At 71.5% G+C, this 25,764-nt stretch carries 20 protein-coding genes and 1 pseudogene; 7 read left to right on the top strand and 14 right to left on the bottom strand.

Annotation, left to right across the window (positions count from 1 at the left end):
- Positions 1-183 precede the first annotated feature (183 nt).
- Together IEZ11_RS13370 and IEZ11_RS13365 are read left to right on the top strand one after the other, a co-directional pair.
- Positions 184-1,083 (top strand): D-alanyl-D-alanine carboxypeptidase family protein, encoded by a 900-nt coding sequence (locus IEZ11_RS13370; RefSeq protein ID WP_189262906.1) that lies wholly within the window; start codon positions 184-186, stop codon positions 1,081-1,083.
- Positions 1,084-1,255: 172 nt separating this feature from the next.
- Positions 1,256-2,191 (top strand): BRO-N domain-containing protein, encoded by a 936-nt coding sequence (locus IEZ11_RS13365; protein ID WP_189262905.1) that lies wholly within the window; start codon positions 1,256-1,258, stop codon positions 2,189-2,191.
- 180 nt (positions 2,192-2,371) lie between these two features.
- On the opposite strand, the gene IEZ11_RS13360 is transcribed toward IEZ11_RS13365, so the two are convergent.
- From IEZ11_RS13360 to pdhA (IEZ11_RS13350), 3 genes are read right to left on the bottom strand one after another with little or no spacing between them, the layout of a single operon-like run.
- Complete coding sequence (locus tag IEZ11_RS13360) at positions 2,372-3,814, bottom strand: dihydrolipoamide acetyltransferase family protein (RefSeq protein ID WP_189262904.1); 1,443 nt, start codon at positions 3,812-3,814, stop codon at positions 2,372-2,374.
- 10 nt (positions 3,815-3,824) lie between these two features.
- A complete protein-coding gene (locus IEZ11_RS13355) occupies positions 3,825-4,805 on the bottom strand; it encodes an alpha-ketoacid dehydrogenase subunit beta (protein WP_189262903.1) in 981 nt (326 codons plus the stop codon).
- 2 nt (positions 4,806-4,807) lie between these two features.
- Positions 4,808-6,043 (bottom strand): pyruvate dehydrogenase (acetyl-transferring) E1 component subunit alpha, encoded by a 1,236-nt coding sequence (gene pdhA / locus IEZ11_RS13350; protein ID WP_189262902.1) that lies wholly within the window; start codon positions 6,041-6,043, stop codon positions 4,808-4,810.
- A gap of 545 nt (positions 6,044-6,588) precedes the next feature.
- Here pdhA (IEZ11_RS13350) and IEZ11_RS13345 point away from each other — a divergent pair.
- On the top strand, positions 6,589-7,605 hold the full coding sequence (locus tag IEZ11_RS13345; protein ID WP_189262901.1) for a phosphotransferase: 1,017 nt from the start codon (positions 6,589-6,591) through the stop codon (positions 7,603-7,605).
- A gap of 101 nt (positions 7,606-7,706) precedes the next feature.
- On the opposite strand, the pseudogene IEZ11_RS13340 reads toward IEZ11_RS13345, so the two are convergent.
- Positions 7,707-9,293: pseudogene (locus IEZ11_RS13340) on the bottom strand (protein kinase domain-containing protein).
- A 318-nt stretch (positions 9,294-9,611) separates the two neighbouring features.
- Here IEZ11_RS13340 and IEZ11_RS13335 point away from each other — a divergent pair.
- On the top strand, positions 9,612-11,249 hold the full coding sequence (locus IEZ11_RS13335; RefSeq protein WP_189262900.1) for a protein kinase domain-containing protein: 1,638 nt from the start codon (positions 9,612-9,614) through the stop codon (positions 11,247-11,249).
- Between the two features lie 72 nt (positions 11,250-11,321).
- On the opposite strand, the gene IEZ11_RS13330 is transcribed toward IEZ11_RS13335, so the two are convergent.
- Positions 11,322-11,861, bottom strand: a complete 540-nt coding sequence (locus IEZ11_RS13330) for a bacterial proteasome activator family protein (protein WP_189262899.1) — start codon at positions 11,859-11,861, stop codon at positions 11,322-11,324.
- Positions 11,862-12,049: 188 nt separating this feature from the next.
- On the opposite strand from IEZ11_RS13330, the gene IEZ11_RS13325 reads away from it, so the two are divergent.
- Positions 12,050-12,727, top strand: a complete 678-nt coding sequence (locus IEZ11_RS13325; RefSeq protein WP_189262898.1) for a hypothetical protein — start codon at positions 12,050-12,052, stop codon at positions 12,725-12,727.
- Between the two features lie 118 nt (positions 12,728-12,845).
- On the opposite strand, the gene IEZ11_RS13320 is transcribed toward IEZ11_RS13325, so the two are convergent.
- The 7 genes from IEZ11_RS13320 to pdhA (IEZ11_RS13290) all read right to left on the bottom strand — a co-directional run bounded on the left by IEZ11_RS13320 (position 12,846) and on the right by pdhA (IEZ11_RS13290) (position 20,980).
- A complete protein-coding gene (locus IEZ11_RS13320) occupies positions 12,846-13,826 on the bottom strand; it encodes an NAD(P)H-quinone oxidoreductase (RefSeq protein ID WP_189262897.1) in 981 nt (326 codons plus the stop codon).
- A gap of 63 nt (positions 13,827-13,889) precedes the next feature.
- Complete coding sequence (locus tag IEZ11_RS13315) at positions 13,890-14,987, bottom strand: potassium channel family protein (protein WP_189262896.1); 1,098 nt, start codon at positions 14,985-14,987, stop codon at positions 13,890-13,892.
- Positions 14,984-16,360 carry a molybdopterin molybdotransferase MoeA gene (locus IEZ11_RS13310; RefSeq protein ID WP_189262895.1) on the bottom strand — a complete coding sequence of 459 codons (1,377 nt, stop codon included), beginning with the start codon at positions 16,358-16,360 and terminating at the stop codon, positions 14,984-14,986. Before IEZ11_RS13310 ends, IEZ11_RS13315 begins: the two co-directional genes overlap by 4 nt.
- A complete protein-coding gene (locus tag IEZ11_RS13305) occupies positions 16,357-17,295 on the bottom strand; it encodes an NTP transferase domain-containing protein (RefSeq protein ID WP_229712992.1) in 939 nt (312 codons plus the stop codon). The genes IEZ11_RS13310 and IEZ11_RS13305 overlap by 4 nt, the downstream gene beginning before the upstream one ends.
- A gap of 192 nt (positions 17,296-17,487) precedes the next feature.
- Positions 17,488-18,834: a dihydrolipoamide acetyltransferase family protein gene (locus IEZ11_RS13300; protein WP_189262893.1), complete on the bottom strand. Its 1,347-nt coding sequence runs from the start codon at positions 18,832-18,834 to the stop codon at positions 17,488-17,490.
- Entirely contained in the window at positions 18,834-19,838 is a 1,005-nt protein-coding gene (locus IEZ11_RS13295) for an alpha-ketoacid dehydrogenase subunit beta (protein WP_189262892.1), read from the bottom strand. Before IEZ11_RS13295 ends, IEZ11_RS13300 begins: the two co-directional genes overlap by 1 nt.
- Positions 19,835-20,980: a pyruvate dehydrogenase (acetyl-transferring) E1 component subunit alpha gene (gene pdhA / locus IEZ11_RS13290; protein ID WP_189262891.1), complete on the bottom strand. Its 1,146-nt coding sequence runs from the start codon at positions 20,978-20,980 to the stop codon at positions 19,835-19,837. Before pdhA (IEZ11_RS13290) ends, IEZ11_RS13295 begins: the two co-directional genes overlap by 4 nt.
- A gap of 175 nt (positions 20,981-21,155) precedes the next feature.
- Between pdhA (IEZ11_RS13290) and IEZ11_RS13285 the strand changes: the two genes are divergently transcribed.
- Entirely contained in the window at positions 21,156-21,656 is a 501-nt protein-coding gene (locus tag IEZ11_RS13285; RefSeq protein WP_373294901.1) for an Lrp/AsnC family transcriptional regulator, read from the top strand.
- A 2-nt stretch (positions 21,657-21,658) separates the two neighbouring features.
- Here the strand turns inward: IEZ11_RS13285 and IEZ11_RS13280 are convergent, their stop codons facing one another.
- Both IEZ11_RS13280 and IEZ11_RS13275 read right to left on the bottom strand, forming a co-directional pair.
- The gene (locus tag IEZ11_RS13280; protein WP_189262890.1) at positions 21,659-22,246 is read right to left on the bottom strand and encodes a TetR/AcrR family transcriptional regulator; all 588 of its coding nucleotides are present in this window, start codon (positions 22,244-22,246) and stop codon (positions 21,659-21,661) included.
- Positions 22,243-23,757: a 3-hydroxyacyl-CoA dehydrogenase gene (locus IEZ11_RS13275; protein WP_189262889.1), complete on the bottom strand. Its 1,515-nt coding sequence runs from the start codon at positions 23,755-23,757 to the stop codon at positions 22,243-22,245. The genes IEZ11_RS13280 and IEZ11_RS13275 overlap by 4 nt, the downstream gene beginning before the upstream one ends.
- Positions 23,758-23,905: 148 nt before the next feature.
- Between IEZ11_RS13275 and paaN the strand changes: the two genes are divergently transcribed.
- Positions 23,906-25,597: a phenylacetic acid degradation protein PaaN gene (gene paaN, locus IEZ11_RS13270; RefSeq protein WP_189262888.1), complete on the top strand. Its 1,692-nt coding sequence runs from the start codon at positions 23,906-23,908 to the stop codon at positions 25,595-25,597.
- The last annotated feature ends 167 nt before the right edge of the window (positions 25,598-25,764 follow it).

Raw genomic sequence — 25,764 nt, 5'->3', positions numbered from 1 at the left:
TACAACACGTACGCAAGGAGCCGGTTCGTCCACCATCCGGACGTGATGTAAATCGCTCTCAGCAACCGCACAACCATCTGTGCTACTTACGTGTCACACACGTGCGGCCCCACCCGCTTTGGCAACCCCAACTCGGCCGCATGCCAGGGGCATTACGACTCGACTCGACTCGGGGTATTTCAGTTGATTACCGGTATTAAGGGCACCAACCTCCGCAGGGCCGTCGCCGTCGCCGTCACGTCCGGCGCGATGCTCGCCACCGGCGCCCTCACCGCGGCTCCCGCGCAGGCCGTCACCGCGCCCACGATCGTGGCCAAGGGCGGCTACGTGATGAACAACGCGACCGCCAAGACGCTGTACACGAAGAAGGCGGACACCGAGCTGTCCACCGGCTCCACGACGAAGATCATGACCGCCAAGGTCGTGCTCGCGCAGTCCAACCTGAACCTCGACAAGAAGGTGACGATCCAGAAGGCGTACAGCGACTACGTGGTCGCCAACAACGCCTCCCAGGCGCACCTGATCGTCGGCGACAAGGTCACCGTCCGCCAGCTGATGTACGGGCTGATGCTGCCCTCCGGCTGCGATGCCGCCTACGCGCTCGCCGACACGTACGGCACCGGCACCACCCGCGCCAAGCGGGTCGCCAACTTCATCGCCAAGATGAACACCGCCGCGAAGAGCCTGGGCCTGACCCACACGCACTTCGACTCCTTCGACGGCATCGGCAACGGCAACAACTACTCGACGCCGCGCGACCTGACGAAAATCGCCAGCAGCGCGATGAAGAACGCCACGTTCCGCACGGTCGTCAAGACCAAGAGCTACACGGCGAAGACGGTCACCAAGACCGGCTCCACCCGCACCATGGCGGCCTGGACCAACACCAACACGCTGCTCTCCAGCTACAGCGGTGCCATCGGCATCAAGACCGGTTCCGGCCCCGAGGCCAAGTACTGCCTGGTCTTCGCCGCGACCCGCAACGGCAAGACGGTCATCGGCACCGTCCTCGCCTCCACCTCCATCACCCAGCGCGCGACGGACGCCACGAAGCTCCTCAACTACGGCTTCGCGACGAGCTGACACACCTCGCACCGAGAAGGCCCGCCGCACCCCATGCGGCGGGCCTTTTGCCATACCCCGGCGACCGCACGCAGCAGAACTCCCGTTCTTCCCTCGCATTCGTGAACATCAAGGCATTTGACTGGCATATTCGATTTTCTCCGCCCTAGCTTCCGCAGCGGAGGTGGTTCACATGAACGAACCCAGCAAGAAGGCGAAACCCGCCGGCAGCCACGAGGCCATCGACATCAGCGACTTCGTGTACGCGGCGACCGGGGCCCGGGTACGACGGCTCACCATGCCGGACGGGACGCACTGGTTTCCGGCTGTGGATGTGTGCAAGGAACTGGGGTACGCCAACTCTCGGAAGGCTCTCGCCGACCACGTTCCAGAAGAACACCGAGAGTGTATTGAGAGCGTAACTGGAGGTTACGCTCTCAGCGTTCCCGCAGGTCGGGACTGGCGTCGAGACATGAATCTCATCGATCTCCAAGGCCTGATCATCCTCGTCAACGGCTGCACGAAGCCCGCGTGCGCGCCGTTCAAAGAGTGGGTCGCGGAGGTCATCGCGACAGTCCAGCGAGAGGGTTCTTACTCTCTCGAAGAGGCCGAGGTGCAGCCGACCGAACCGGGCGCGCCCGTCGCGTACGCCATGCCCGAGCAAGTGGCCGAGGCCATCGTCCGGCTTGAGGCGCACAACCTTCAGGTGGACGAGCAGCTGGCGAACGGGCAGCGCGAACTGATCGAGTTGCAGAGGAGCACGCTCGCCGTGCAGCAGGCCATGGTCCGGGCCATGGAACGGATCGCCGATCGGCTCGACGAACTCGTCCTCGAACGGCGTAGGCCGTACGGCCCGCCCCTGGCCCTGCCGACCACCGAGTCCGTACTCGCCGACTGGCGACGGCGGTTGTCGGTGACCGAGGACGTATGGACGGTGGCCGTCGTCATCGCCCCGGTCCTCGTCGAGCAGGGTGAGCTGCGCGAGCCGCTCGAAGCGATCGCCGCCCGTACCGGCCTGACGGTGCACCGCGTGAACGAGTGTCTCCGGCTGCTGCGCAAGCACGCCTGCATCCACCCGCGGGGTGGGACGGAGGAAGGGGCGCCGGTCTACGTGCTGAACCAGCTCTGACAGTGAGTGGGCGGTCGCAAGACGAAGTTGCGGCCGCCCGGTCTCAGGCTATCCCCTCAAGCCGAGAGTGTCCGTGAGACCGTAAGCAGAAGTTACACTCTCAGCATTACCGCAGGTCAGAGAAGGGCAAGAGAGTGACTGGAGGTCGCTCTCTCGCCCTTCTCTCAATTCTCCGGGGTCTCACCCCCAGGTGATCAACCTCTTCGGCTGCTCCAGAACCGCCGCGATGTCCGCCAGCACCTTCGAGCCCAGCTCGCCGTCCACCAACCGGTGGTCGAAGGAGAGCGCCAGCGTGGTGACCTGGCGGGGCTTCACCTTGCCCTTGTGGACCCAGGGCTGGAGCTTGATCGCGCCGACGGCGAGGATCGCCGCCTCGCCCGGGTTGAGGATCGGCGTGCCCGTGTCGATGCCGAAGACGCCGACGTTGGTGATGGTCACCGTGCCGCCCTGCATCGCAGTCGGTGACGTCCTGCCGTCCCTGGCCGTGCCGACCAGTTCGCCGAGCGCCTCCGCCAGCTGCGGGAGCGTCTTCGCGTGGGCGTCCTTGATGTTCGGCACGATCAGGCCGCGCGGGGTGGCCGCGGCGATGCCCAGGTTGACGTAGTGCTTGAGCACGATCTCCTGGTTCGCCTCGTCCCAGGACGCGTTGATGTCCGGGTTGCGTCTGATGGCGACCAGCAGCGCCTTGGCGATGAGGAGCAGCGGGTTCACCCGGAGGCCTTGCAGGTCCTTGTCCTGCTTCAGCTCCTCCACCAGCTTCATCGTGCGCGTCACGTCCACCGTCACGAACTCCGTGACGTGGGGTGCCGTGAAGGCCGAGCCGACCATCGCCGCCGCCGTCGCCTTGCGGACGCCCTTGACGGGGACGCGCGTCTCGCGGGCGGTGTCGTGCGGGACGACGGCGGGGGTCACGGCGGTCTCGGGGGCCGCCGGCTGCGGCACCTCCGTCGTCGCAACGGCGGTCGCCGCCGTCACCGCCGCGTGCACGTCCTCGCGGGTGATGACGCCGTCCGGGCCGGACGGGGTCACCGTGGCCAGGTCGACGCCCAGATCCTTCGCCAGCTTGCGCACCGGCGGCTTGGCCAGCGGGCGGGAGCGGTCCTCCGCGGCCGGGACCGGGGCCGGAGCGGGAACCGAAGTCGGAACCGGAGCAGGGCCGTGGCCGTTCAGCTCCTGCTGGACCACGGACCGCACCGCCACCTCGGCGACCGTGACCTCCGGGCCCTTGCGCGGGCGGCGCTTGGTGGAGGAGGCCGCCACGCCGTAGCCGACGAGAACCGGCTGGCGGCCCTCCGGCTTCTTCTCGGGCTCCGGAGCGGGGGCCGGAGCCGGGGTCGCCGCGGGCTCGTCGGCCGCCGTCCCGCCCGCCACGTCCACCGCGATGATCGCCGTGCCCACGTCCACCGTGGTGCCCTCGGCGAAGCGCAGCTCGCGGACCACGCCGTCGTAGGGGATGGGGAGTTCGACGGCCGCCTTCGCCGTCTCGACCTCGCACACCACCTGGCCGTCGGTCACCGTGTCGCCGGGCTGGACGTACCACTTGAGGATCTCGGCCTCGGTGAGCCCCTCGCCCACGTCCGGCATCCTGAACTCGCGTACGGACGCTTCCGTCATCGTCGTCACGACCCTCTCCTCAGTACGCCAGGGCACGGTCGACGGCGTCGAGCACCCGGTCAAGGCCCGGTAGGTACTCCTCCTCCAGGCGGGCCGGCGGGTAGGGGGCGTGGTAGCCGCCGACCCTGAGGACCGGGGCCTCCAGGTGGTAGAAGCAGCGCTCGGTGATGCGGGCGGCGATCTCCGCGCCCGAACCGAAGAACACCGGCGCCTCGTGGACCACGACCAGCCGGCGGGTCTTCTCGACCGAGGCCTGGATCGAGTCGAAGTCCATCGGGGAGACCGAGCGCAGGTCCAGGATCTCCAGCGACTTGCCCTCCTCGGCGGCCGCGTCGGCGGCCTCCTGGCAGAGCTTCACCATCGGGCCGTAGGCGGCGAGGGTGAGGTCGGTGCCCTCGCGGACCACGCGGGCCTTGTGCAGCGGGCCGGGGATGGCCTCGGTGTTGACCTCGCCCTTGTCCCAGTAGCGCCGCTTGGGCTCGAAGAAGATCACCGGGTCGTCGCTCTGGATGGCCTGCTGCATCATCCAGTAGGCGTCCGAGGGGTTGGACGGGGAGACGATCTTCAGGCCCGCCACGTGCGCGAAGAGCGCTTCGGGGGACTCGGAGTGGTGCTCGACCGCGCCGATGCCGCCGCCGTAGGGGATGCGGACGACGACCGGCATCTTGACCTTGCCCAGCGAGCGGGCGTGCATCTTCGCGAGCTGGGTGACGATCTGGTCGTACGCCGGGAAGACGAAGCCGTCGAACTGGATCTCCACCACCGGGCGGTAGCCGCGCAGCGCCAGGCCGATCGCGGTGCCGACGATGCCGGACTCGGCGAGGGGGGTGTCGATGACGCGGCTGTCGCCGAAGTCCTTCTGGAGGCCGTCGGTGACCCGGAAGACACCGCCGAGCTTGCCGACGTCCTCGCCCATGACGAGGACCTTGGGGTCCGACTCCAGGGCGCGGCGCAGCGACTCGTTGATCGCCTTGGCCAGAGCCATCTTCTCCGCTGCCATGGTCAGACCCCCTCCACGTCCGCGAACGACGCCTGGTAGGCGGCGAACTGGGCTCGCTCCTCGTCGACGAGCGCGTGCCCGTCCGCGTACACGTTCTCGAAGACGGCGAAGTTGTCCGGGTCCGGCATGGCCCGTACCGCTTCGCGCACTCGCCTGCCCAACGCCTCGGACTCGGCTTCGAGTTCCGCGAAAAATCCCTCGTCCGCGTGGTTTGCGGCCTCCAGGTACCGGCGCAGGCGCAGGATCGGGTCCTTCGCCTCCCAGGCCTCGCGCTCCTCGTCGGCCCGGTACTTGGTCGGGTCGTCGGAGGTGGTGTGGGCGCCCATCCGGTAGGTGTACGCCTCGACCAGCGTCGGGCCCTCGCCGCTGCGGGCGCGCTCCAGCGCCCACTTGGTGACCGCGAGGCAGGCCAGCACGTCGTTGCCGTCGACCCGGACGCCGGGGAAGCCGAAGCCCCGGGCGCGCTGGTAGAGCGGCACGCGGGTCTGCTTCTCGGTGGGCTCGGAGATCGCCCACTGGTTGTTCTGGCAGAAGAACACGACCGGGGCGTTGTAGACCGCGGAGAAGGTGAACGACTCGGCGACGTCGCCCTGGCTGGAGGCGCCGTCGCCGAAGTAGGCGATCACCGCGCTGTCCGCGCCGTCCTTGGCGACGCCCATCGCGTAGCCGGTGGCGTGCAGCGTCTGGGAGCCGATGACGATCGTGTAGAGGTGGAAGTTGTTGGTGTTGGGGTCCCAGCCGCCGTGGTTGACGCCGCGGAACATGCCCAGCAGGTTGGTCGGGTCGACCCCGCGGCACCAGGCGACGCCGTGCTCGCGGTAGGTCGGGAAGACGTAGTCGTCCTCGCGGGTGGCCCGTCCGGAGCCGATCTGGGCGGCCTCCTGGCCGAGCAGGGACGCCCACAGGCCCAGCTCGCCCTGGCGCTGGAGGGCGGTGGCCTCGGCGTCGAAGCGGCGGGTGAGCACCATGTCGCGGTACAGGCCGCGCAGCTCCTCGGGGGTGATCCCGGCGACGTACGCGTCGTACTCGGCGTTCTTGACCCGCTTGCCCTCGGGGGTCAGCAACTGGACGAGCTCGGGATCGGCGCTCTTCTTCGTGGTGCTGCGCGTGGTGGTACGCGTGGTGGTGCGGCTGGTGGTGCGAGTGGTGCGCTTGGTGCCGGTCTTGCTGCCGGTGGTACCGGCTTCGCCTGCGGCGCTGCGTCGCGGTTCGCTCGCGGCACTGCTGTCCACGGTCACGTGTGCTCCTCCGTCGGTCCGGCCCCCGGGGTTGCCGGGTGAACCAGTGCGGCTCACCTGCTTCCGACACCCGTGGCACGGGGTGGGTGCCACTCGGCCGGGAACAGGCGTGACAGGTGCCCCGGCGAGCGCCCTGCAACTAGCACGTTACCCAGTGCCTCACATTTCTGTGAAACCCCTCCTGACCTGCGTTTTTGCTTGGAAATCCAAGTACTTTTTGCTTGGGTTTCCTAGTAAATCGACGCGGGCCGGAAGGTCGCTGGTCAGAGCCTTGCAGGAGGCCGGAGCAACGGCACGTTATCCCGCCACCCGGGGCCACGGGAAGACATCGAGGTGTCCGGTCTGCTCGCCGGGCGCCGAGCGCGGCGCCGCGACCCTACGCCTCACGGCGTGTCTCCAGGGCTCAACTTTCGCACTTGTATTCGCCATGGCTCACCACGTGACCGAAAGCGATCATCAGCGACTGTCTGTGACAACGCCCAGCTCACAGGGCTGAAGCTTGCCCTAGCATCTGGCGCGTGCCGCGCTCATGCTTACCCCCCCTCGTGCCCCACGCGCCCCCTCTGGGCGCCCTGCTCCGGCTGTACGCCGCCGGTTCCGCGCTCACCTGCGAGCCCGTCGAACAAGGCCTGCTCAACCGTGGTTACCGCCTCCGCACCACCCGCGGCCGCTACTTCCTGAAGCACCACTTCGACCCCGACACCGCCGACCCGGCCGCCATCGAGCGACGTCATCTGGCCACCCTGCGGCTGGCCGCCCTCGGCGTCCCGGTCGCGCCGCCCCTCGCCCACCGCGACGGCCGTACGGTCGCCGTCGTCGGCGGCCACGCCTACGCACTGCACCCCTGGATCGACGGCAGGCACCGGCACGGCGGCCAGCTCACGCGCGGGGAGTGCACGAGGCTCGGCGCGCTGCTCGGCGCCGTGCACGCCTGCCTGGAGCGCGTGATGCCCCCCAAGGGGCGCACCCGCCCGGCCACCAGCCCCCATCCCGTCGAGAGCGCCGACCCCGCCGACACCTACGCGCTCATCGACGACCTGCTCGCCCAGGTCAGCCGGCACCGGCCCGCCGACGCCTTCGACGAACTCGCCCGCCACCGGCTGCTCGAACGCCGTGCGCTCCTGGAGCAGCACGCCGGCCGGCGCCCGCCGCGCGGCGCCTCGGTGGGCTGGGTGCACGGCGACTTCCACCCGTTCAACCTGCTCTACAAGGACGACGCGCCCGCCGCGATCGTCGACTGGGACCGGCTCGGCGTGCAGCCCCGCGCGGAGGAGGCGGTACGTGCCGCCGTGATCTTCTTCGTCCGCCCGGCGGGCGCGCTCGACCTGCGGAAGGTGCGCGCGTACGCGCGCGCGTACCGGCGCGCGGCCGGGGCCACGCCCTCGGAGCTCGCGGCGGCCGTGCACCGCGTGTGGTGGGAGCGGCTCAACGACTTCTGGATGCTGCGCTGGCACTACGAGCGCGGCGACACCCGGGCCGACCCCCAGTTCCCGGCCGCCTCGGCACTCGCCGTGTGGTGGACCAGGAAGTACGACGCGGTGTGCGACGCGTTCGTCCAGTAGGGGCCGGGCCACAGCCAGGGGCCGGCCACAGCTAGAGGCCGGCCACGGCCAGGGGCCGGTCAGCCAGGGGCCGGTCAGCCGCCGAAGGGCGTCGGTGTCCTTCAACCGCCGCCCAGGCCGGCGCCGGAGATCGTGTTGCCGCCGTCGTCGCCGCCGTTGTCGCCTGTGCCCGTCGTGTCGGAGGGCTGCCCCTCCGGCGAGCTCGCGGTGTCCGTCGGCTGCGAGGCGCTCGCCGTGTCGCTCGGCTCGTCGCTCGGCTCGCTGCTCTGCGTCTGCGACTGGGTGTACGACGGGGTCGACGACGGCGTGTACCCGTTGTTGTTGCCGGTGTCCGAGCCGCTCGTGTCGGTCTCGGTGTCCGTGGCCGTGTCGCTGGCCTCGTCGGACGGGCTGGCGCTGGCGGTCGCGTCCTTGGTGGTCTGCGAAGTGGTCGGCGACTGCGTGGTACCCGTGCCGCCGTCGCCGCCGCCACCGCCCTTGTTCACCGCCAGCGCGACGCCCGCCGCGATGGCGATCACCGCGAGGACGGCCAGGATCCACAGCTTGCCGCGGCCGCTGCCCCGGTTGCCGTGCCCCTCGAAACCGCCGTCGTCACCGTTGCCGTAGCCGCCCGGCAGGATCGGCTGCGGGATCTGCGTGGTCCCGGCGGCCGCCGGGTGCGGCATCACCGTCGTACCGGCGAAACCGCCCGCCGCGGCATGCCGGCCGTCGTGCACGGTGACCGGGCCGGTGTTCCAGGTGCCGGTATGGCTGCCCTGGTCGTACAGCATCTGCAGGCCGTACTAGACCAGGCCGCGCATCTCCTCGGCGGTCTGGAAGCGGTCGTCGGGCTCCTTGGCGAGCGAGCGCATGACCAGGCCGTCCAGCTCCGGCGGGGCGGCGCCCTCGGAGGTCTGGGACGGTGGCATCGGGATGTCCTGAACGTGCTGGTAGACCACCGACAGCGGGGTCTCGCCGATGAACGGGGGCCGCAGGGCGAGGAGTTCGTAGAGCAGGCAGCCGGTGGCGTACAGGTCGGAGCGGTGGTCGACGGCCTTGCCGAGCGCCTGCTCCGGGGAGAGGTACTGGGGCGTGCCCATGACCATGCCGGTCTGCGTCATCGTCGTGGACGCACCGTGCAGGGCGCGGGCGATGCCGAAGTCCATCACCTTGACGGCGCCGTTGTTCGTGATGATCACGTTGGCGGGCTTGATGTCGCGGTGCACGATGCCGTGCTGGTGCGAGTAGGCCAGCGCCTCCAGCACCCCGGAGGTGATGATCAGGGCCTGCTCGGGGCCCGGCGCCTCGGCGTTGATCAGCAGGTCGCGGATGGTGCGGCCCTCGACCAGCTCCATCACGATGTACGGCACGGACTGGCCGCCGACCATGTCCTCGCCGGAGTCGTACACCGCCACGATCGCGTGGTGGTTGAGCCCGGCGACCGACTGTGCCTCACGGGTGAAGCGGGCCTTGGAGACCGGGTCCTCGGCCAGGTCGGCGCGGAGCAGCTTCACCGCCACGGTGCGGCCCAGCCGTACGTCCTCGGCCGCGAACACCTCGGCCATGCCGCCCCGCCCGAGGCGGTGGGTCAGCCGGTATCGGCCGTCGCCGACCAGACCTCCGTTGCCCCACAGCTCAGGCGCGTCCGACATACCGCCGCCAGTCGCCTCGGGGTCGGACGGGCCCTGGGCGCTGTGCGTCTGTGCCATCGGTCCTCGCCGTCGTTTCTGCCCGCGGTGCGCGCGGTGTTGTCACGGTCTCCGTCGGCCACGCTACAGCCTCGGAGCAACCCGCAGGTCCGGGATCCGGCCCGTGGACGGACCGGCCATCCAACCCGTACCACGCGCTGTCGTGCAAATTCTGTGTACCGGGCGTACGGCCGCTGTAACGCTTCCGCGACTCTTCCCTCTCGTACGGTCACGGAACGGGCACCGCGCTTGACGTCCCGGTGCCCTCGGGCAGACTTGGCCGGGAATGAGACATTCGATCAACAAGGGTGCCCGAGTGCCGGGCGGGGGACGGGGAAGATGAGCCAGGACGGCACACGCGGCCGTTACACGGGGCGGGCTCTGGCCGGTGGCCGCTACCAGCTGCGCGACCTGCTCGGCGAGGGCGGCATGGCCTCCGTGCACCTGGCGTACGACACGGTCCTGGACCGCCATGTCGCGATCAAGACCCTGCACACCGAGCTCGGCCGGGAACAGGCGTTCCGGGAGCGCTTCCGGCGCGAGGCCCAGGCAGTGGCCAAGCTCACGCACACCAACATCGTCTCCGTCTTCGACACCGGCGAGGACGAGCTGGACGGCGCCACGATGCCGTACATCGTCATGGAGTACGTCGAGGGCCGCCCGCTCGGTTCGGTACTGGACGAAGACGTACGGCAGCACGGCGCGATGCCCGCCGACAAGGCGCTGAAGATCACCGCCGACGTGCTGGCCGCGCTGGAGATCAGCCACGAGATGGGGCTGGTCCACCGCGACATCAAGCCCGGCAACGTGATGACGACCAAGCGCGGGGTCGTCAAGGTGATGGACTTCGGCATCGCCCGCGCCATGCAGTCCGGGGTCACCTCGATGACCCAGACGGGCATGGTCGTCGGCACCCCGCAGTATCTTTCGCCGGAGCAGGCCCTCGGCCGGGGCGTGGACGCCCGCTCCGACCTCTACTCGGTCGGCATCATGCTGTTCCAGCTGGTCACCGGACGGCTGCCGTTCGACGCGGACTCGCCGCTGGCCATCGCCTACGCACACGTCCAGGAGGAGCCGGTCGCTCCCTCCTCGATCAACCGTGCCCTTCCCCCGGCCGTGGACGCACTGGTAGCCCGCGCGCTGCGGAAGAACCCGAACGAGCGCTTCCCGACCGCCGAGTCCATGCGCGACGAGTGCCTGCGGGTCGCCGCCTCGCTCCAGCCGGCCGCGCCGAGCATCGTCCCGGGCATCCCGCCGACGCAGAGCGGCGCCGGGGTCGGCTCCGCGGTGTTCCCGCCGGTCGGCCAGGCGACGCCGGCGCCTCCCGGGCCGGTGCAGACGCCGTACCAGCCGATACCGGCCCCGGCTCCGACCCCGCATCCGTACGGGAACACCGGCCCGGCGCCCGCACCGGCGTACGGCTATCCGCAGCAGGCGGGGTATCAGACACCGGCCACGTACAACATCTCGCCGCAGGCGCCTTCCAGCGGCGGTGGCGGCGGCGGTGGCGGCGGCGGGAAGAGCAACCGGCCGGTGGTCATCGGGTCGATCGCGGTGTCCCTGGTCGCGGTGATCGGCCTGGTCGTCGCCCTGGCGCTGAACAACGGCGGCAGCGGTGACGACACCGGCGGCAGCGGCGGTGGCAGCACGGCGAGCGCCTCGGCCTCGCACGCCTCGGGCTACCGCGGCCCCGACACCTCGAAGACCGTCGAGACGACCGAGTGCACCGAACCGCAGGAGTCCTACGACGACCCGGCCAAGGTCCAGGTGCCGAACTTCAAGTTCAAGTACATCAAGTCGGTCAAGGAGTGCTTCCAGGCCGCCGGATGGCAGATGAAGATCGTCTCCGTGGACGAGAACACGTACGGCGAAGGCACGGTCATGGAGCAGTTCCCGTCCTCCGGCACGGACGTCGACCCGAAGGACATGCCGACCATCGAGCTCAAGGTGTCGACCGGCAATCCGGCGACCGGCTGACGCGGGGCACTACGCGAAGGGCCCGGCGGTCGTCCGCCGGGCCCTTCGCCGTCTCAGGAGGGTCTACGCGTACTAGAGGTACGGTCCGCCCGCCCGGCCGGCCGGTCCGTGCTCCTCGCCCTCGTGGCCGACGCCCGGCGGCAGCGCGCGCCGCATCGACTCCAGCTGGGCGCGAGCGGCCATCTGCTGGGCGAACAGGGTGGTCTGGATCCCGTGGAACAGCCCCTCCAGCCAGCCCACCAACTGGGCCTGCGCAATGCGCAGTTCCGCGTCGGAAGGGGTCGAGTTCTCGTTGAACGGCAGGGAGAGACGCTCCAGTTCCTCCACCAGCTCCGGCGCCAGACCGTCCTCCAGCTCCTTCACGGAGCTGGCGTGGATCTCCTTGAGCCGGACCCGGCTGGCCTCGTCGAGGGGAGCCGCGCGCACCTCCTCCAGGAGCTGCTTGATCATGCTGCCGATCCGCATGACCTTGGCCGGCTGCTCCACCATCTCCGTCACCGGGATCTCGCGGGAGTCCTCGTCCCCGTTGCCGCCGCCGAGTGCCATCCCGTCCTGGCCCACGACCAGGATCTGCGGATTCTCGGGCGACCGTTCGTTCCTCGGCATCTCCATGCCGCCATTCTCTCGCACCCGTACACCTCACCACCGTGGTGCCCCCCATCGGAGCTGATCCACCTTTCGGACCCGCCCCGGACCGGCCGTAGACCCATCGGCCCAACCAGAAATGCCGGGTTCACCACTGAATGTGAGTCTGGTGTCCGTCGGCCCTGACGACGACTGTGTTCCAGGAGGTCACCGACGTGACTCCAAGGCTGCGACTCCCCCTCCCGCTCGCCGCCCCCCGGTCACCCGCTCCACGTGAGCGGTCGCACGGCCGGGTGCGGCTCGCGCTCGGCCGGGTGCTGCTCGTCCTCGCGGCGGTCCTGATGCCGTGCGGCACGGCCGTCGCGTACGACCCCGAACCGCTGCCCTCGGACTCCGCCAGCGCCTCGGCCACCCCCGAGCCGTCGCTGGCCGGCACGGTGGCCGGCGAGGGCCGGATGCGTCCGGGCCGGCCCCAGGGACCGGCGACGAAGACCGAGGGCCAGGATCCGGACGATCCAGACGAAGCCCATGAACCCGATGGACCCGATGGACCCGATGGACCCGATGGACCAGACGGTGACGGGACGGCGACGGAGCCCGCGGGGAACGGCACCGGGAGCAGCATGGCCGGGGGCGGTGACGTCGAGGACAGCGACCTCGGCGACAACGAGGCCGGGAGCCCGGCGGTCGGCTCCTCGCAGCCGCCCCGGGAGGCCGTCCTGGCCCCCACCGCACCCCAGCCCCAGCCCGCCGGCCAGGCCATCGGCTCCGGCCAGGACCACGGCGACGACGACGAGCCCATGCTGCACATCCTCCCGCTCGGCAGCGGCCTGGTCCTGATCGGCCTCGGACTCGGCCTCGCCTTCGTCGGCCTGCGGGTACGGCGGGGATAGGCGGGCGCGGGCGGAGGACGGCAGGGCGCGGGCGGAGGGCGGCAGGCCGCTGGCGCAGGGCTGGGCTGGGCTGGGCCGGGCCGGGCCGGGCCGGGCCGGGCCGGGCCGGGGCAGGGTGTTAGCCGGTGACCAGCAGGACCTTGCCGATGTGCTCGCTGGCCTCGACCACCCGATGGGCCTGTGCCGCGTCCGCCATCGGCAGCTCCCGGTCGACGACCGGGCGGACACGGCCCTGGGCGATCAACGGCCAGACGTGCTCCCGCGCCGCCGCGACGATGGCCGCCTTCTCGGAGAGCGGCCGGGCCCGCAAGGAGGTCGCGCTGATCGCGGCCCGCTTGCTGAGCAGTGCGCCGATGTTCAGTTCGCCCTTGACACCGCCCTGCATACCGATGATCGCGAGGCGCCCGTTGGCCGCCAGTGCCTGCACGTTCCGCTCCAGGTACTTGGCGCCCATGTTGTCGAGGATGACGTCGGCACCCGCGCCGTCGGTGGCCTGCTTCAGCTCGGCGACGAAGTCCTGCTCGCGGTAGTTGACGAGGATGTCCGCGCCCAGCTCCGCGCAGAAGTCCAGCTTCTCCTTCGTGCCCGCGGTGACCGCGACCTTGGTGCCGATCGCCTTGCCGAGCTGGATCGCCATGGTGCCGATGCCGCTGGAGCCGCCGTGCACGAGAAGGGTCTCGCCAGGACGCAGGTGGGCGATCATGAAGACGTTCGACCAGACCGTGCAGACCACCTCGGGCAGCGCGGCAGCCTGCTTCAGGTCCACGCCCTCGGGCACCGGCAACAGCTGTCCGGCCGGCACGGCGACCTTCTCGGCATAGCCGCCGCCCGCGAGCAGTGCGCACACCTCGTCGCCGACCGACCAGCCGGAGACACCGGGACCAAGGGCGGAGATCCGCCCGGAGCACTCCAGACCGGGGTACGGGGAGGCTCCCGGCGGCGGGTCGTAGTAGCCCTGCCGTTGCATGATGTCCGCACGGTTGACCGCGCTGGCCACCACCTCGACCAGTACTTCGCCCGTACCGGGCACCGGATCGGGAACCTCGTCCCACACCAGCGTCTCGGGCCCACCGGGTTCGGGAATCGTGATCGCATACATACGGCCGACGCTACTCCCCGGCTGTCCGGACCCCGCTGGTGACGTCACCGCCGGCTCGCCCGGTCAGGCGCGGGGCATCGGTCGTACGTCCGGGGCGACCTGGCTGCCCGGCGAGGCCCGCACGATCGTGATCAGCCGGTCCGTCGGCTCGATCGTGCCGAGGGCCGGATCGTCGTACCCGAGAACCCGGTGTCCGCGCAGGACGCTCACCACCAGGTCGGTCGTCTCGCGCGGGGTCTTGCCGACCTCGGACTTGACCGCCGGGCGTTCCACGAGGTCCAGGCCGCTGCCCTGCTGGATGAGGTCCTCTATGACCATGCCGGCGGCCGGGCTGAGCACGGACAGCCCGAGCAGCCGCCCGGCCGCGCTGGCGCTGGTGATGACGGCGTCGGCACCGGACTGCTTGAGCAGCGGCGCGTTCTCCTCCTCGCGGACCGCGGCCACGATCTTCGCGGTCCTGTTGAGCTGCCGGGCCGTCAGGGTCACCAGCACCGCCGTGTCGTCACGCTGGGTCGCGATGATGATCTGCCGCGCCCGCTGGACCTCGGCCCGCTTCAGCACATCGCTGCGGGTCGCATCGCCCATGACCCCCGCGTATCCGTCGGCGGTGGCCGCGTCGATCACCTGGGAGCTCGGGTCGACCACGACCACCTGCTCCTTCTTCAGCCCGGTCGCACAGACGGTCTGGATCGCCGACCGCCCCTTCGTCCCGAAGCCGACGACGACGGTGTGATCCCGCAAGGCGGACCTCCAGCGGTTCAGGCGCCATTCCTCCCGGGTGCGTTCGGTGAGGACTTCGAGCGTGGTGCCGACCAGGATGATCAGGAACAGCACGCGCAGGGGCGTGATGACGAAGATGTTGGTGAGCCGGGCACTGTCGCTGACGGGGGTGATGTCCCCGTAGCCGGTGGTGGAGAGGGTGACGGTCGCGTAGTAGAAGGCGTCCAGGAGGTCGACGGAGGTGTCCGAGTTGTCGTTGTAGCCGTCACGGTCGACGTAGACGATCAACGCGGTGGCGACCAGCACCAACAGGGCCAGCGACAGCCGTTTGGCGACCTGGAGGATCGGGCGCTGCACCACTCTCGTCGGGAGTTTCACCCGATGGGTCACCAGGTGTTCGTCCGCCTGGCGGGCGATGGCGTCATGGCCCGGAAGTTTCACGTGAAACACACCCCGATACCGGCGGCCGCCCACGGCAGGTCAAGGATTTCCATCTCCTCACCCCGCTGCGCCCCGCCCGGCGGTACGACCGCGAGCGCGTCGGCCGCGGCGATGCCCCGGAGCATGGCCGGGCCGTTGTAGTGCAGCGGGATCGCGGTGTCCCCGCGCAGGACGACCGGGACGAGCCGGGTGTCGTACGGATGTCCGTGCGCCGCTTCCGCCAGGGGCAGCGCATACAGCTCGGGGGCCGGGCGGGCCGCGAGGGTGCGCAGCAGGGGTTCGGCGAGGGTGAGCAGGCCGGAGACGGCGGCGAGCGGGTTGCCGGGGAGGCCTACGAGGTGCTGGTTCTGCTTGGTCCGGGCCAGCAGCATGGGGTGGCCGGGCCGCACCTTGACGCCGTCGACGAGGAGTTCGGCGCCGATGCGTTCCAGGGTGGGGTGGATGTGGTCGACCGGGCCGGAGGCGGTGCCGCCCGTGGTGACGACGAGGTCGGCGGTCGAGGAGGTGATCGCCTTGTACAGCGCCTTGGCGTCGTCGCCGAGCCGGCGGACGGCGGTGACCTCGGCGCCGAGCGCGCGCAGCCAGGGCGGCAGCATCGGGCCGAGCGCGTCCCGGATGAGCCCGTCGTGCGGGAGACCTTCGGTGAGCAGTTCGTCGCCGAGGATCAGGACGTCGGCGCGGGGGCGGGGAACGGCGGTGACGGTGTCGTATCCGGCGGCCGCGGCGAGGCCGAGGACGGCCGGGGTGGCCAGGGTGCCGACGGGCAGCAACTGGTCGCCTCTGCGGCATTCCTGGCCGCGCGGGCGGATGTCCTGGCCGTGGACCAGCTCACGGGTGGGGTGCAGCCGGCCCTGGGCGTCGAGACGGCCGTGCTCGCTGCGCAGTACGGCGGTGGTGTCCGCCGGGATCCGGGCGCCGGTGGCGATACGGACCGCCTCGCCGTCGGTGAGCCGCTCGGGCTGCGCGTGCCCGGCCAGCACGCCTTCCTCGCGTACCTCCCAGGGGCCGGGGCCGGCGACCGCCCAGCCGTCCATGGCGGAGGTGTCGAAGGAGGGCAGGTCGGTGAGTGCGTCCAGCGGGGTGGCGAGGGTCAGGCCGAGGGCGTCGGCCAGCGATACGGAGACGGGGGCAGGGCGGGCGCCGGTCCGGGCGGCGCGGGCGGCCGTCTCGCGGGCCTGGGGCCAGGGGGTGGCGCGATGGCGGTGCGCCGGCGGTGCGCCGTGGGCGTGGTCGCCGCGGGGGGTGGGCGCGGGGGTCGCGTCCTGTCGGGGCTCCCTGGGCTCTCTCACTAGGGCGAGCGCCTCCTCGACGTCGAAATCGTCGTCGGTGTCCGCGGCGGTGGGCGTACCGGCCCGGATGTGAGGGGCCGTCACCGGCCGGGCCCGGGGGCGGGGTTGCCGGGACCCGGCTCGTCGGAGCCCGGCCCGTCGGTGGCGGGGTTCTCCGCGGTGGGTTTCCCGGCGGTGTTCGCCTCTTCCGCCCAGCGCAGGGCCAGTGCGGCGGCCTTGTGCGCCGCCGCGGCGACTTCCTCGGCGCCGCCCTTGCCCTGTGCGGCCGCGTAGCCGACGAGGAAGGTGGTCAGCGGCGCGGCGGGGCGGGCCACGCCGTGCGCGGCGTCCCGGGCCAGGTCGAGCAGTACGCCCGTGTCGACGTCCAGGTCGATGCCCAGCTCGTCCTTGACTGCGGAGATCCATTCATCCAACACGTGCCCATGCTCCCTGATGCGTGCCCTGGCGTCGGCGATGTCGTCCCAGGTGTCGCAGTCGAAGGACGCGAGGGGGTCCGGGACTCGGGTGAGGTTCAGTGTGGCGGTCAGGCGCCGCAGAGGGAGGCCGGTGAGGCCGTTGCCGCCTTCGGCGAGGGCTGCCAGCGCCCGGTGCAGCGCCGCCGTCCGGTAGGCCGCGACGAGGGGCTGGTCCCGGCCGTCGGCGTCGGTGAGCAGCGCGGCGTCCGCGCCGGAGGCGCGGAGGGCCGACAACAGGCGCCCCACGGTGGCCTCTTCGAGGAAGGGGAGGTCCGCGGAGAGCACGACCGCGTGGTCGGCGGTGGTGTGGCGCAGGCCGGCGTCGAGGGCGGCGACCGGGCCACCGCCCGGGGGGTCCTCGCGGGTCCAGTGGACCGGACGGGAGGTGGGGCGGGGGACCGCCACGACGACGGTCCGCCGTGCGCCGGCGCAGGCCGCGAGGACACGGTCGAGCAGGGGACGGCCGCCTACCCGGACGGAGGGCTTGTCGGTCCCGCCGAGGCGCCGGGCGGCGCCGCCGGCCAGCACGATCGCGTCGTAGGGCGGGGGGTCGGTGGCGGTCACCTTTCGAGTATGGGGGGCGTTCTGATCACGGGGAATCGGTGGGAGGCGTGAGATGTGCAGAGTGTGGTTGCGTGCGCCTGAGGGGCGGGGATGCGGCGGCCGTGTGCGCGTGCGGACCCGGTGGGGGTTTCTCGCGCCCACGCGGCGGAGCCGCATATTGGTACAGCCCCGCGCCCCTTTGGGCAGGGGCGCTCAGAGTGTCCTGAGAAGTACCGTCGGCTGTTCCACGCAGTCGGCCACGTACCGCAGGAACCCTCCCGCCGTGCCTCCGTCGCAGACCCGGTGGTCGAAGGTGAGGGACAGCTGGACCACCTGGCGGACCGCCAGTTCGCCCTCGTGGACCCAGGGCTTCGGGACGATGCGGCCCACGCCCAGCATCGCAGCCTCGGGGTGGTTGATGATCGGGGTGGAGCCGTCGACGCCGAAGACGCCGTAGTTGTTCAACGTGAAGGTGCCGCCGGTGAGTTCCGCGGGGGTGAGGCGGCCGGTGTGGGCCGCCTCGGTCAGGCGGGCGAACTCCGCCGTCAGTGCCTCGGCGTCGCGGGTGTGGGCCTCCCTGACGACCGGGACGACCAGACCACGGTCGGTCTGGGCGGCGAAGCCCAGGTGGACGTGGTCGAGTTGGACGATCTCGCGGGCCTCGACGTCGACGTAGGAGTTCAGCTCGGGGTGGCGGGCCAGGGCGGCGGTGCAGATCCGGGCGAGGAGCGCGAGGAGGGAGATCCTCGGGCCCGCCGCCGCGTTCATCGCGGTCCGGGCACGCATCAGTTCGGTCGCGTCGGCGTCCACCCAGCAGGTCGCGTCGGGGATCTCCCGGCGGCTGCGGGAGAGCTTGTCGGCGACCGCGCCCCGGATGCCCTTGAGGGGGGTGCGGGTGCCGGCGGGGGCGTTCGACGGGGCGGCCGGGGTCCTGGGGGCGGCGGCGCGGGCCGCGCTGACCCGCAGGGCGTCCTCGACGTCGGCGCGCATGATCAGGCCGTCGGGGCCCGAGCCGGACAGCCGGCGCAGGTCCAGGTCGTTGTCCCGGGCGAGGCGGCGGACGAGCGGGGAGATCACCGGGGCGGGGCCCTCGGCGAGCGGGAAGGGCGGTGCGGGCACCTGCGTGTGGGGGGCCGTTTCCACGGCGGTGGCGCGCGGCGCCGGTTCCGGGGAGCTGCCCCGTTCGGCCGTGCCGTTGGTCCGCTCGGGGGCGGGGGCGGTGTTCCGGATCCGTCGGCGGCGCGCGGGCGGCGTCCCCGTGCCGTATCCCACCAGGACGTTGCCGGAGCCCTCCGGCTCGGGGACGGTGGTCGGTTCGCCGACGGCGACCGTCAGCAGCGGGGCGCCGACGGGCAGTTCGGTGCCCTCCTCGCCGAAGCGTGCGGTGACCACACCGCCGTAGGGGCAGGGGACCTCGACCATCGCCTTGGCCGTCTCCACCTCGACGACCGGCTGGTCGATCGCGACGACCTCGCCGACCTGGACCAGCCAGGTGACGATCACCGCCTCGGTGAGCCCCTCCCCGAGGTCGGGCAGTTTGAACTCCAGCACCTGTGCCATCAGCCCTCGGCCTCCCATTGCAGACGCGCCACCGCGTCCAGGATGCGGTCGACGCCGGGCAGGTGATGGCGCTCCAGCATCGGCGGCGGGTAGGGGATGTCGAACCCGGCCACGCGCAGCACCGGCGCCTCCAGGTGGTGGAAGCAGCGCTCGGTCACGCGTGCCGCGATCTCCCCTCCCGGTCCGCCGAACCCGCCCGACTCGTGTACGACGACCGCGCGCCCGGTACGCCGTACCGACGCGCAGACCGTCTCGTCGTCGAACGGCACCAGGGAGCGCAGGTCGACGACTTCCAGGTCCCAGCCCTCCGCGTGGGCGGCCTCGGCGGCTTCGAGGCAGACCGGTACGGACGGGCCGTAGGTGATGAGTGTGGCGCTGCGTCCCGTGCGGCGCACCACCGCGCGGCCGATGGGTTCAACGTCCGTCGGGTGCTCGGGGTTCCAGGTGTCCTTGGACCAGTACAGGCGCTTGGGTTCGAGGAAGACCACCGGGTCGTCGGAGGCGATGGCCCGGCGCAGCAGGCCGTAGGCGTCGGCGACGGTGGCGGGGGTGACCACGTGCAGGCCGGGGGTGGCCATGTAGTAGGCCTCGGAGGAGTCGCTGTGGTGCTCGACGCCGCCGATGCCGCCGCCGTAGGGGACGCGGACGGTGATCGGGAGGGGCATCCGGCCGCGGGTTCGGTTGCGCATCCGGGAGACGTGGCTGATGAGCTGCTCGAAGGCGGGGTAGGCGAAGGCGTCGAACTGCATCTCCACGACCGGGCGCAGTCCGTACATGGCCATGCCGACGGCGGTGCCGAGGATGCCGGCCTCGGCGAGGGGGGTGTCGGTGCAGCGGGTCTCGCCGAACTCCTTGGCGAGGCCGTCGGTGACCCGGAAGACCCCGCCGAGGGTGCCGACGTCCTCGCCCATGACGTGCACGGACGGGTCGGCGGTCATGGCGTCCCGCAGCGCGCGTGTGAGCGCCTGCGCCATGGTGGCGGGCTTGACGGCCACGGTCGTCATCGCGGTCCGCCTTCCTGGTCCTGCTGCTCGGCCTCCAGCTCGGCGCGGAGCAGGGCACGCTGTTCGCGCAGCTGGCCGGTGGTCTCGGCGTACACCTGGTCGAAGAGGTGCATGGGGTCGAGCTCGGGGTCGCGGTTCATGCGGGCGCGCAGGTCGGCGGCCATGGCCTCGGCGTCCTCGCGGACCCGCCCGGCGAAGTCCTCGTCGAGCAGTCCACGGTGCGTCAGCTCGCGCTCCAGCAGCACGATCGGGTCGTGCTCGCGCCAGGTGTCGACCTCGGTGTCACCGCGGTAGCGGGTGGCGTCGTCGGCGTTGGTGTGGGCGTCGATCCGGTAGGTCACCGCCTCGACCAGGGTCGGGCCGCCGCCCTCGCGGGCGCGCCGTACGGCGGCGGCGAGGACCTCGTGCACGGCGGCCGCGTCGTTGCCGTCGACCAGGCGGCCCGGCATGCCGTATCCGACGGCCTTGTGGGCCAGGGAGGGCGCCGCGGTCTGCTTGGCGAGCGGGACGGAGATGGCGAAGCCGTTGTTCTGGACCAGGAAGACGACCGGGGCCTGCCAGACGGCGGCGAAGTTCAGGGCCTCGTGGAAGTCGCCCTCGCTGGTGCCGCCGTCGCCGACCATGGCGAGCGCGACCACGTCGTCGCCCTTGAGGCGGGCCGCGTGGGCGAGGCCGACGGCGTGCGGGAGCTGGGTGGCGAGAGGGGTGGAGAGGGGGGCCACGCGGTGGGCGTACGGGTCGTAACCGGTGTGCCAGTCGCCGCGCAGCAGGGTCAGCGCCTCGACGGGGTCGACGCCCCGGGCGATCACCGCGAGGGTGTCCCGGTAGCTGGGGAAGAGCCAGTCGCGCTCTTCGAGGGCGAGCGCGGCGGCGACCTCGCAGGCCTCCTGGCCGGTGCTGGAGGGGTAGACGGCGAGACGGCCCTGTTTGGTGAGGGCGGTCGCCTGGGCGTTGTACCTGCGGCCGCGCACGAGCTGGGTGTACAGCCGGCGCAGCAGCTCCGGGTCGGCCTCGGCGGCCGTCTCCGTTCCGAGGACGCGGTACGGGCGCTCGTCGGGCAGCAGCGGCGTGGGGTCCGTCCGGGGCTGCCAGGCGGGCGGCGGCGACGGGCGGTATGCGCCGCGCTGCTCCATGACCGTCATGACGGCACCTCCTCATGGGGGTGGCTACGGGAGACGGGTCGACTGTGACCCGCCCCACCTACCGATTGTTCGGTCGTCGGCACATTTTGGCTACAGGCGGCTTGAGGCTGTGGACAAACGGTTCTCCACAACCTGGAATGAACGCAGTACGTCCATGGTAGGGAGGTGGAGGGACATGGCACCTGAACAAATGGCCGAGGGCCCGCAGGACCGCGCCGCGCTGCCGCCCGCGCGCCCGCTGGACGCCATCGATCAGGACATCCTCCAGATCCTCCAGGCGGACGGCCGGGCGTCGATACGGTCGGTCGCCGAACGCGTCCACGTCTCGCGCGCCAACGCCTACGCACGGATCAACCGGCTCATCGAGGACGGGGTGATCCGCGGCTTCCGCGCCCGCGTGGACCATGAGCGGGCCGGCCAGGGCACCTCGGCCTACATCACGCTGAAGATCGTCCAGAACAGCTGGCGCACGGTCCGCGAGCAGCTGCGGCAGCTGCCCGGCGCCTCCCACATCGCCCTGGTGGGCGGGGACTTCGACGTCCTGCTCCTGGTGCACACGCCCGACAACCGGGCGCTGCGCGAGCTGGTGCTGACCAGGCTCCAGGCCATCCCCGAGGTGCTCAGCACCCGCACCCTGCTGGTGTTCGAGGAGGAGGACCTGGAGCCGGAGGCCTGAGGTCAGGCGGCGCGCAGGCCCGAGAAGGCCAGCCGGACGACCGCGTCGGCGACCTCGCGCTCGCTCGCGCCGCGCCCGTCCGGGCGGTACCACTCCACGATCGAGTTGACCATGCCGAAGACCAGCCGGGTCGCGAGGCGTACCTCGACGTCACCGCGTATGTCCCCCTCGGCGGCGGCCGCCTTCAGCAGGTCGGCCACCCGGTGGTCGAAGTCCCGGCGCCGCTCCAGCGCCCACCGCTCGGTGTCGGTGTTGCCGCGCACCCGCAGCAGCAGCGTCACGTACGGCAGTTCGGTGATCAGCACCTCGACCATGCGCCGGACGACGTACTCCAGGCGGTCGGCGGCGGAGCCCACGCGCGCGTGCTCCTCGTCGAGGATCCCGAACAGTCCGTCCAGGGCCCGGCTGACCGCGCGGCGCAGCAGTTCCTCCTTGCCGGAGACGTGGTGGTAGATCGACGACTTGGAGATGCCGGCGGCCTTGGACAGGTGCTCCATGGAGGTGCCGTCGTAACCGCGCTCGTTGAAGACCTGGACGGCCACCGAGAGCAGGGTCTCGGGGGTGTAGGTGTCGCGCTTGGCGGTGGTCACGAGGCGCCCTCCCGCTTCTCGGTGGCGTAGGCGTGGCGGTAGAGCGCGAGGGAGGGCGCGTAGCGGCCGCTCGGATCGCGCAGGTGCAGGTCGTCGAGGAGGTCGTAGGCGAAGTCGCGGCCGAGGCGGCGGCTCCATTCGAAGGGGCCGAGCGGGTAGTTGACGCCCAGGCGCATCGCGGTGTCGATGTCCTCCTCGGTGGCGACGCCCTTGGCGACGGCGTCGTGCGCGAGGTCGATGACCCGGGCCACCGTACGGGCGACGATCATGCCGGGGACGTCGCCGATGACGCTGACCTCCTTGCCGAGCGCCTGGAAGAGGCCGATGGCCTCGCTGAGGGTCTGCGGCAGGGTGTCGTGCCCGGCGGACAGGGCGATCCGGGTGGCGCGGCGGTAGTCCAGGGCGAGGTCGAAGTAGACGACGTCCCGGAACTCCACCGAGGTCTGGCCGTCGGTGAGGACCAGCTGGCCGCCGCTGGGCAGCACCAGGCGGGTGCCGTGGTCCTCGTCCTCGTCGCGGACCTGGATGCCGGCCTCGCGGATCATCGCGAGCAGCTCGGCCGCGGGGCCCAGGCCGCCCTCGGCGACGACGTAGGCGGGCCGGTCGGCGGGCTCGGCGGTGTGCGGCTCGGCGCGCTCGGCGTCGTCCGCGTAGTCGTACCAGCCGTGTCCGCTCTTGCGGCCCAGCCGGCCGGACTCGACCAGCCGGCCCTGGGACAGCGAGGGCGTGAAGCGGACGTCCTGGAAGAAGGCCTGCCACACGGAGTGCGTGACGGACTCGTTGACGTCCTGGCCGATCAGGTCGGTCAGCTCGAAGGCGCCCATCCGGAAACCGCCGCACTCGCGCAGCACCGCGTCGATGGTGGCCGGGTCGGCGGCCTGTGCCTCGTGGACCGCGAACGCCTCGGCGTAGAAGGGCCGGGCGATGCGGTTGACGATGAAGCCGGGGGTGTCCGCGCAGGCGACCGGCGTCTTGCCCCAGGAGCGGGCGGTCTCGTACGCGCGCGTGGCCGAGGTGACGTCGGTGGCGAACCCGGAGACGACCTCCACCAGCGGCAGCAGCGGGGCCGGGTTGAAGAAGTGCAGGCCGACCAGGCGGGAGGCGCTGCGCAGGGCGCCGCCGATGGCGGTCACCGACAGGGAGGAGGTGTTGGTGGCGAGCAGACAGTCCTCGCCGACGATGTCCTCCAGGGCCCTGAACAGCTCCTGCTTGGCCTCCAGCCGCTCCAGGACGGCCTCCACGACCAGCGTGCAGTCGGCGAACCCGGCGAGCTCGTCGGCGGGCAGCAGGCGGGCGCGGGCGGCGTCCCGGGCGGCGGCCGTCATCCGGTCCTTCTCGACGAGCCGGTCGAGGCGGGCGCCGATCGCCGCGGCCGCCTCGGCGGCCCGCCCGGGGACGGTGTCGTACAGCCGCACGGGATGGCCAGCGACGAGTGCGACCTGGGCGATGCCCTGGCCCATGGTGCCGGTGCCGACGACTCCCACGGTGCTGCTGAGGTCGAGTGCTGTCATGTGCGCGATCCTCCCGCACGGGGTTTTCCACAGATGCGGCAGGCCCCCTTGTCCCGACCGATCGTTCGGTTACTCTAACTCTGTCCGGCCGTTTCCGCCCAGGTCATGAGCTTCGAGGGGAGCTCATCAGACGAGGAGTTGGTCCCGCATGACCGCCGAACTCACCGCGCACGAGCTGATCGCCAAGCACCGGCCCACGCTTGACCAGGCGCTGGAGGCGATCCGCACGCGCGCGTACTGGTCCCCCCACCCCGAGCACCCCAAGGCCTACGGCGAGCACTCCAGCCTGGACGCGGCGGCGGGCAAGGCCGCCTTCGACGCCCTCCTCGGCCACCGCATCGACCTCGGCCAGCCCGGCACCGACGACTGGACCGGCGGCGAGGTCTCCCCGTACGGCATCGAGCTGGGCGTGACCTACCCGCATGCCGACGTCGACACACTGCTGCCGGCGATGCGGTCCGGGCAGCGCGCGTGGCGCGACGCCGGCGCTCAGGCGCGTGCGGTGGTGTGCCTGGAGATCCTCAAGCGGATCAGCGACCGGACGCACGAGTTCGCGCACGCGGTCATGCACACCAGCGGCCAGGCCTTCATGATGGCGTTCCAGGCGGGCGGCCCGCACGCCCAGGACCGCGGCCTGGAGGCGGTGGCCTACGCCTACGCGGAGCAGGTCCGCACCCCCGGCACGGCCGAGTGGTCCAAGCCGCAGGGCAAGCGCGACCCGCTCGCGCTGACGAAGACGTTCACGCCGGTCCCGCGCGGCATCGCGCTGGTCATCGGCTGCAACACGTTCCCGACCTGGAACGGCTACCCGGGCCTGTTCGCCTCCCTCGCCACCGGCAACGCGGTCCTCGTGAAGCCGCACCCGCGCGCGGTGCTCCCGCTGGCCCTCACCGTCCAGGTCGCCCGCCAGGTGCTCGCCGAGGCCGGCTTCGACCCGAACCTGGTGGCGCTGACCACGGAACACCCCGGCGAGGGCATCGCCAGGACGCTCGCCACCCGCCCGGAAATCAAGATCATCGACTACACCGGCTCGACCGCCTTCGGTGACTGGCTGGAGGCCAACGCCCGGCAGGCGCAGGTGTACACGGAGAAGGCCGGCGTCAACACGGTCCTGGTCGAGTCGACCGACCAGTACAAGGGGATGCTCTCCAACCTGGCCTTCTCGCTCTCCCTCTACAGCGGCCAGATGTGCACGACCCCGCAGAACCTGCTGATCCCCCGCGACGGCATCCGCACCGACGAGGGCCCGAAGACGTACGACGAGGTGGTCGCCGACATCGCCCGCGCGGTGGACGGCCTGCTCGGCGACGACGCCCGGGCCAACGCGCTGCTCGGTGCCATCGTCAACCCGGACGTCAAGGCCCGCTTGGAGGCCGCCGCCGGGCTGGGCGAGGTCGCCCTCGCCTCCCGGGAGATCGCCAACCCGGAGTTCCCGGACGCGGTCGTCCGCACGCCGGTGATCGTGAAGCTGGACGGGGCCAAGCCGGACGACGAGGCTGCCTACATGAGCGAGTGCTTCGGCCCGGTGTCCTTCGCCGTCGCCGTCGACTCGGCCGCCGACGCGGTGGAGCTGCTGCGGCGGACGGTCCGCGAGAAGGGCGCGATGACGGTCGGCGCGTACACGGTCGACGCCGACGTGGAGCGCGCGGTGGAGGAGGTCTGCCTGGAGGAGGCGGCCCAGCTGTCGCTGAACCTGGTGGGCGGGGTGTACGTCAACCAGACGGCCGCCTTCTCCGACTTCCACGGCTCGGGCGGCAACCCCGCGGCGAACGCGGCGCTGTGCGACGGCGCGTTCGTGGCGAACCGGTTCCGGGTGATCGAGGTCCGCCGGGAGGGGTAGGCGCGCGGGGCGCGCAATCGGCCGACGCCGACGACAGCCACCCGTGCCTGGCTGTCGCCGGCTCGGCAACTTTTCTGGCCGCCGCAACGGTGCTCGGCCACGATGGCGTTGACCGGCGGTGCCGAGCCGGCGGTACCGCCGTTGTGGCCGACGACCGTCGGGCGGGT

The sequence above is a fragment of the Streptomyces fuscichromogenes genome (assembly GCF_014645815.1).
Taxonomy (GTDB): domain Bacteria; phylum Actinomycetota; class Actinomycetes; order Streptomycetales; family Streptomycetaceae; genus Streptomyces; species Streptomyces fuscichromogenes.
The sequence above is the reverse complement of the archived record's forward strand: the minus strand, read 5'-3'. Positions and strand labels throughout refer to the sequence as shown.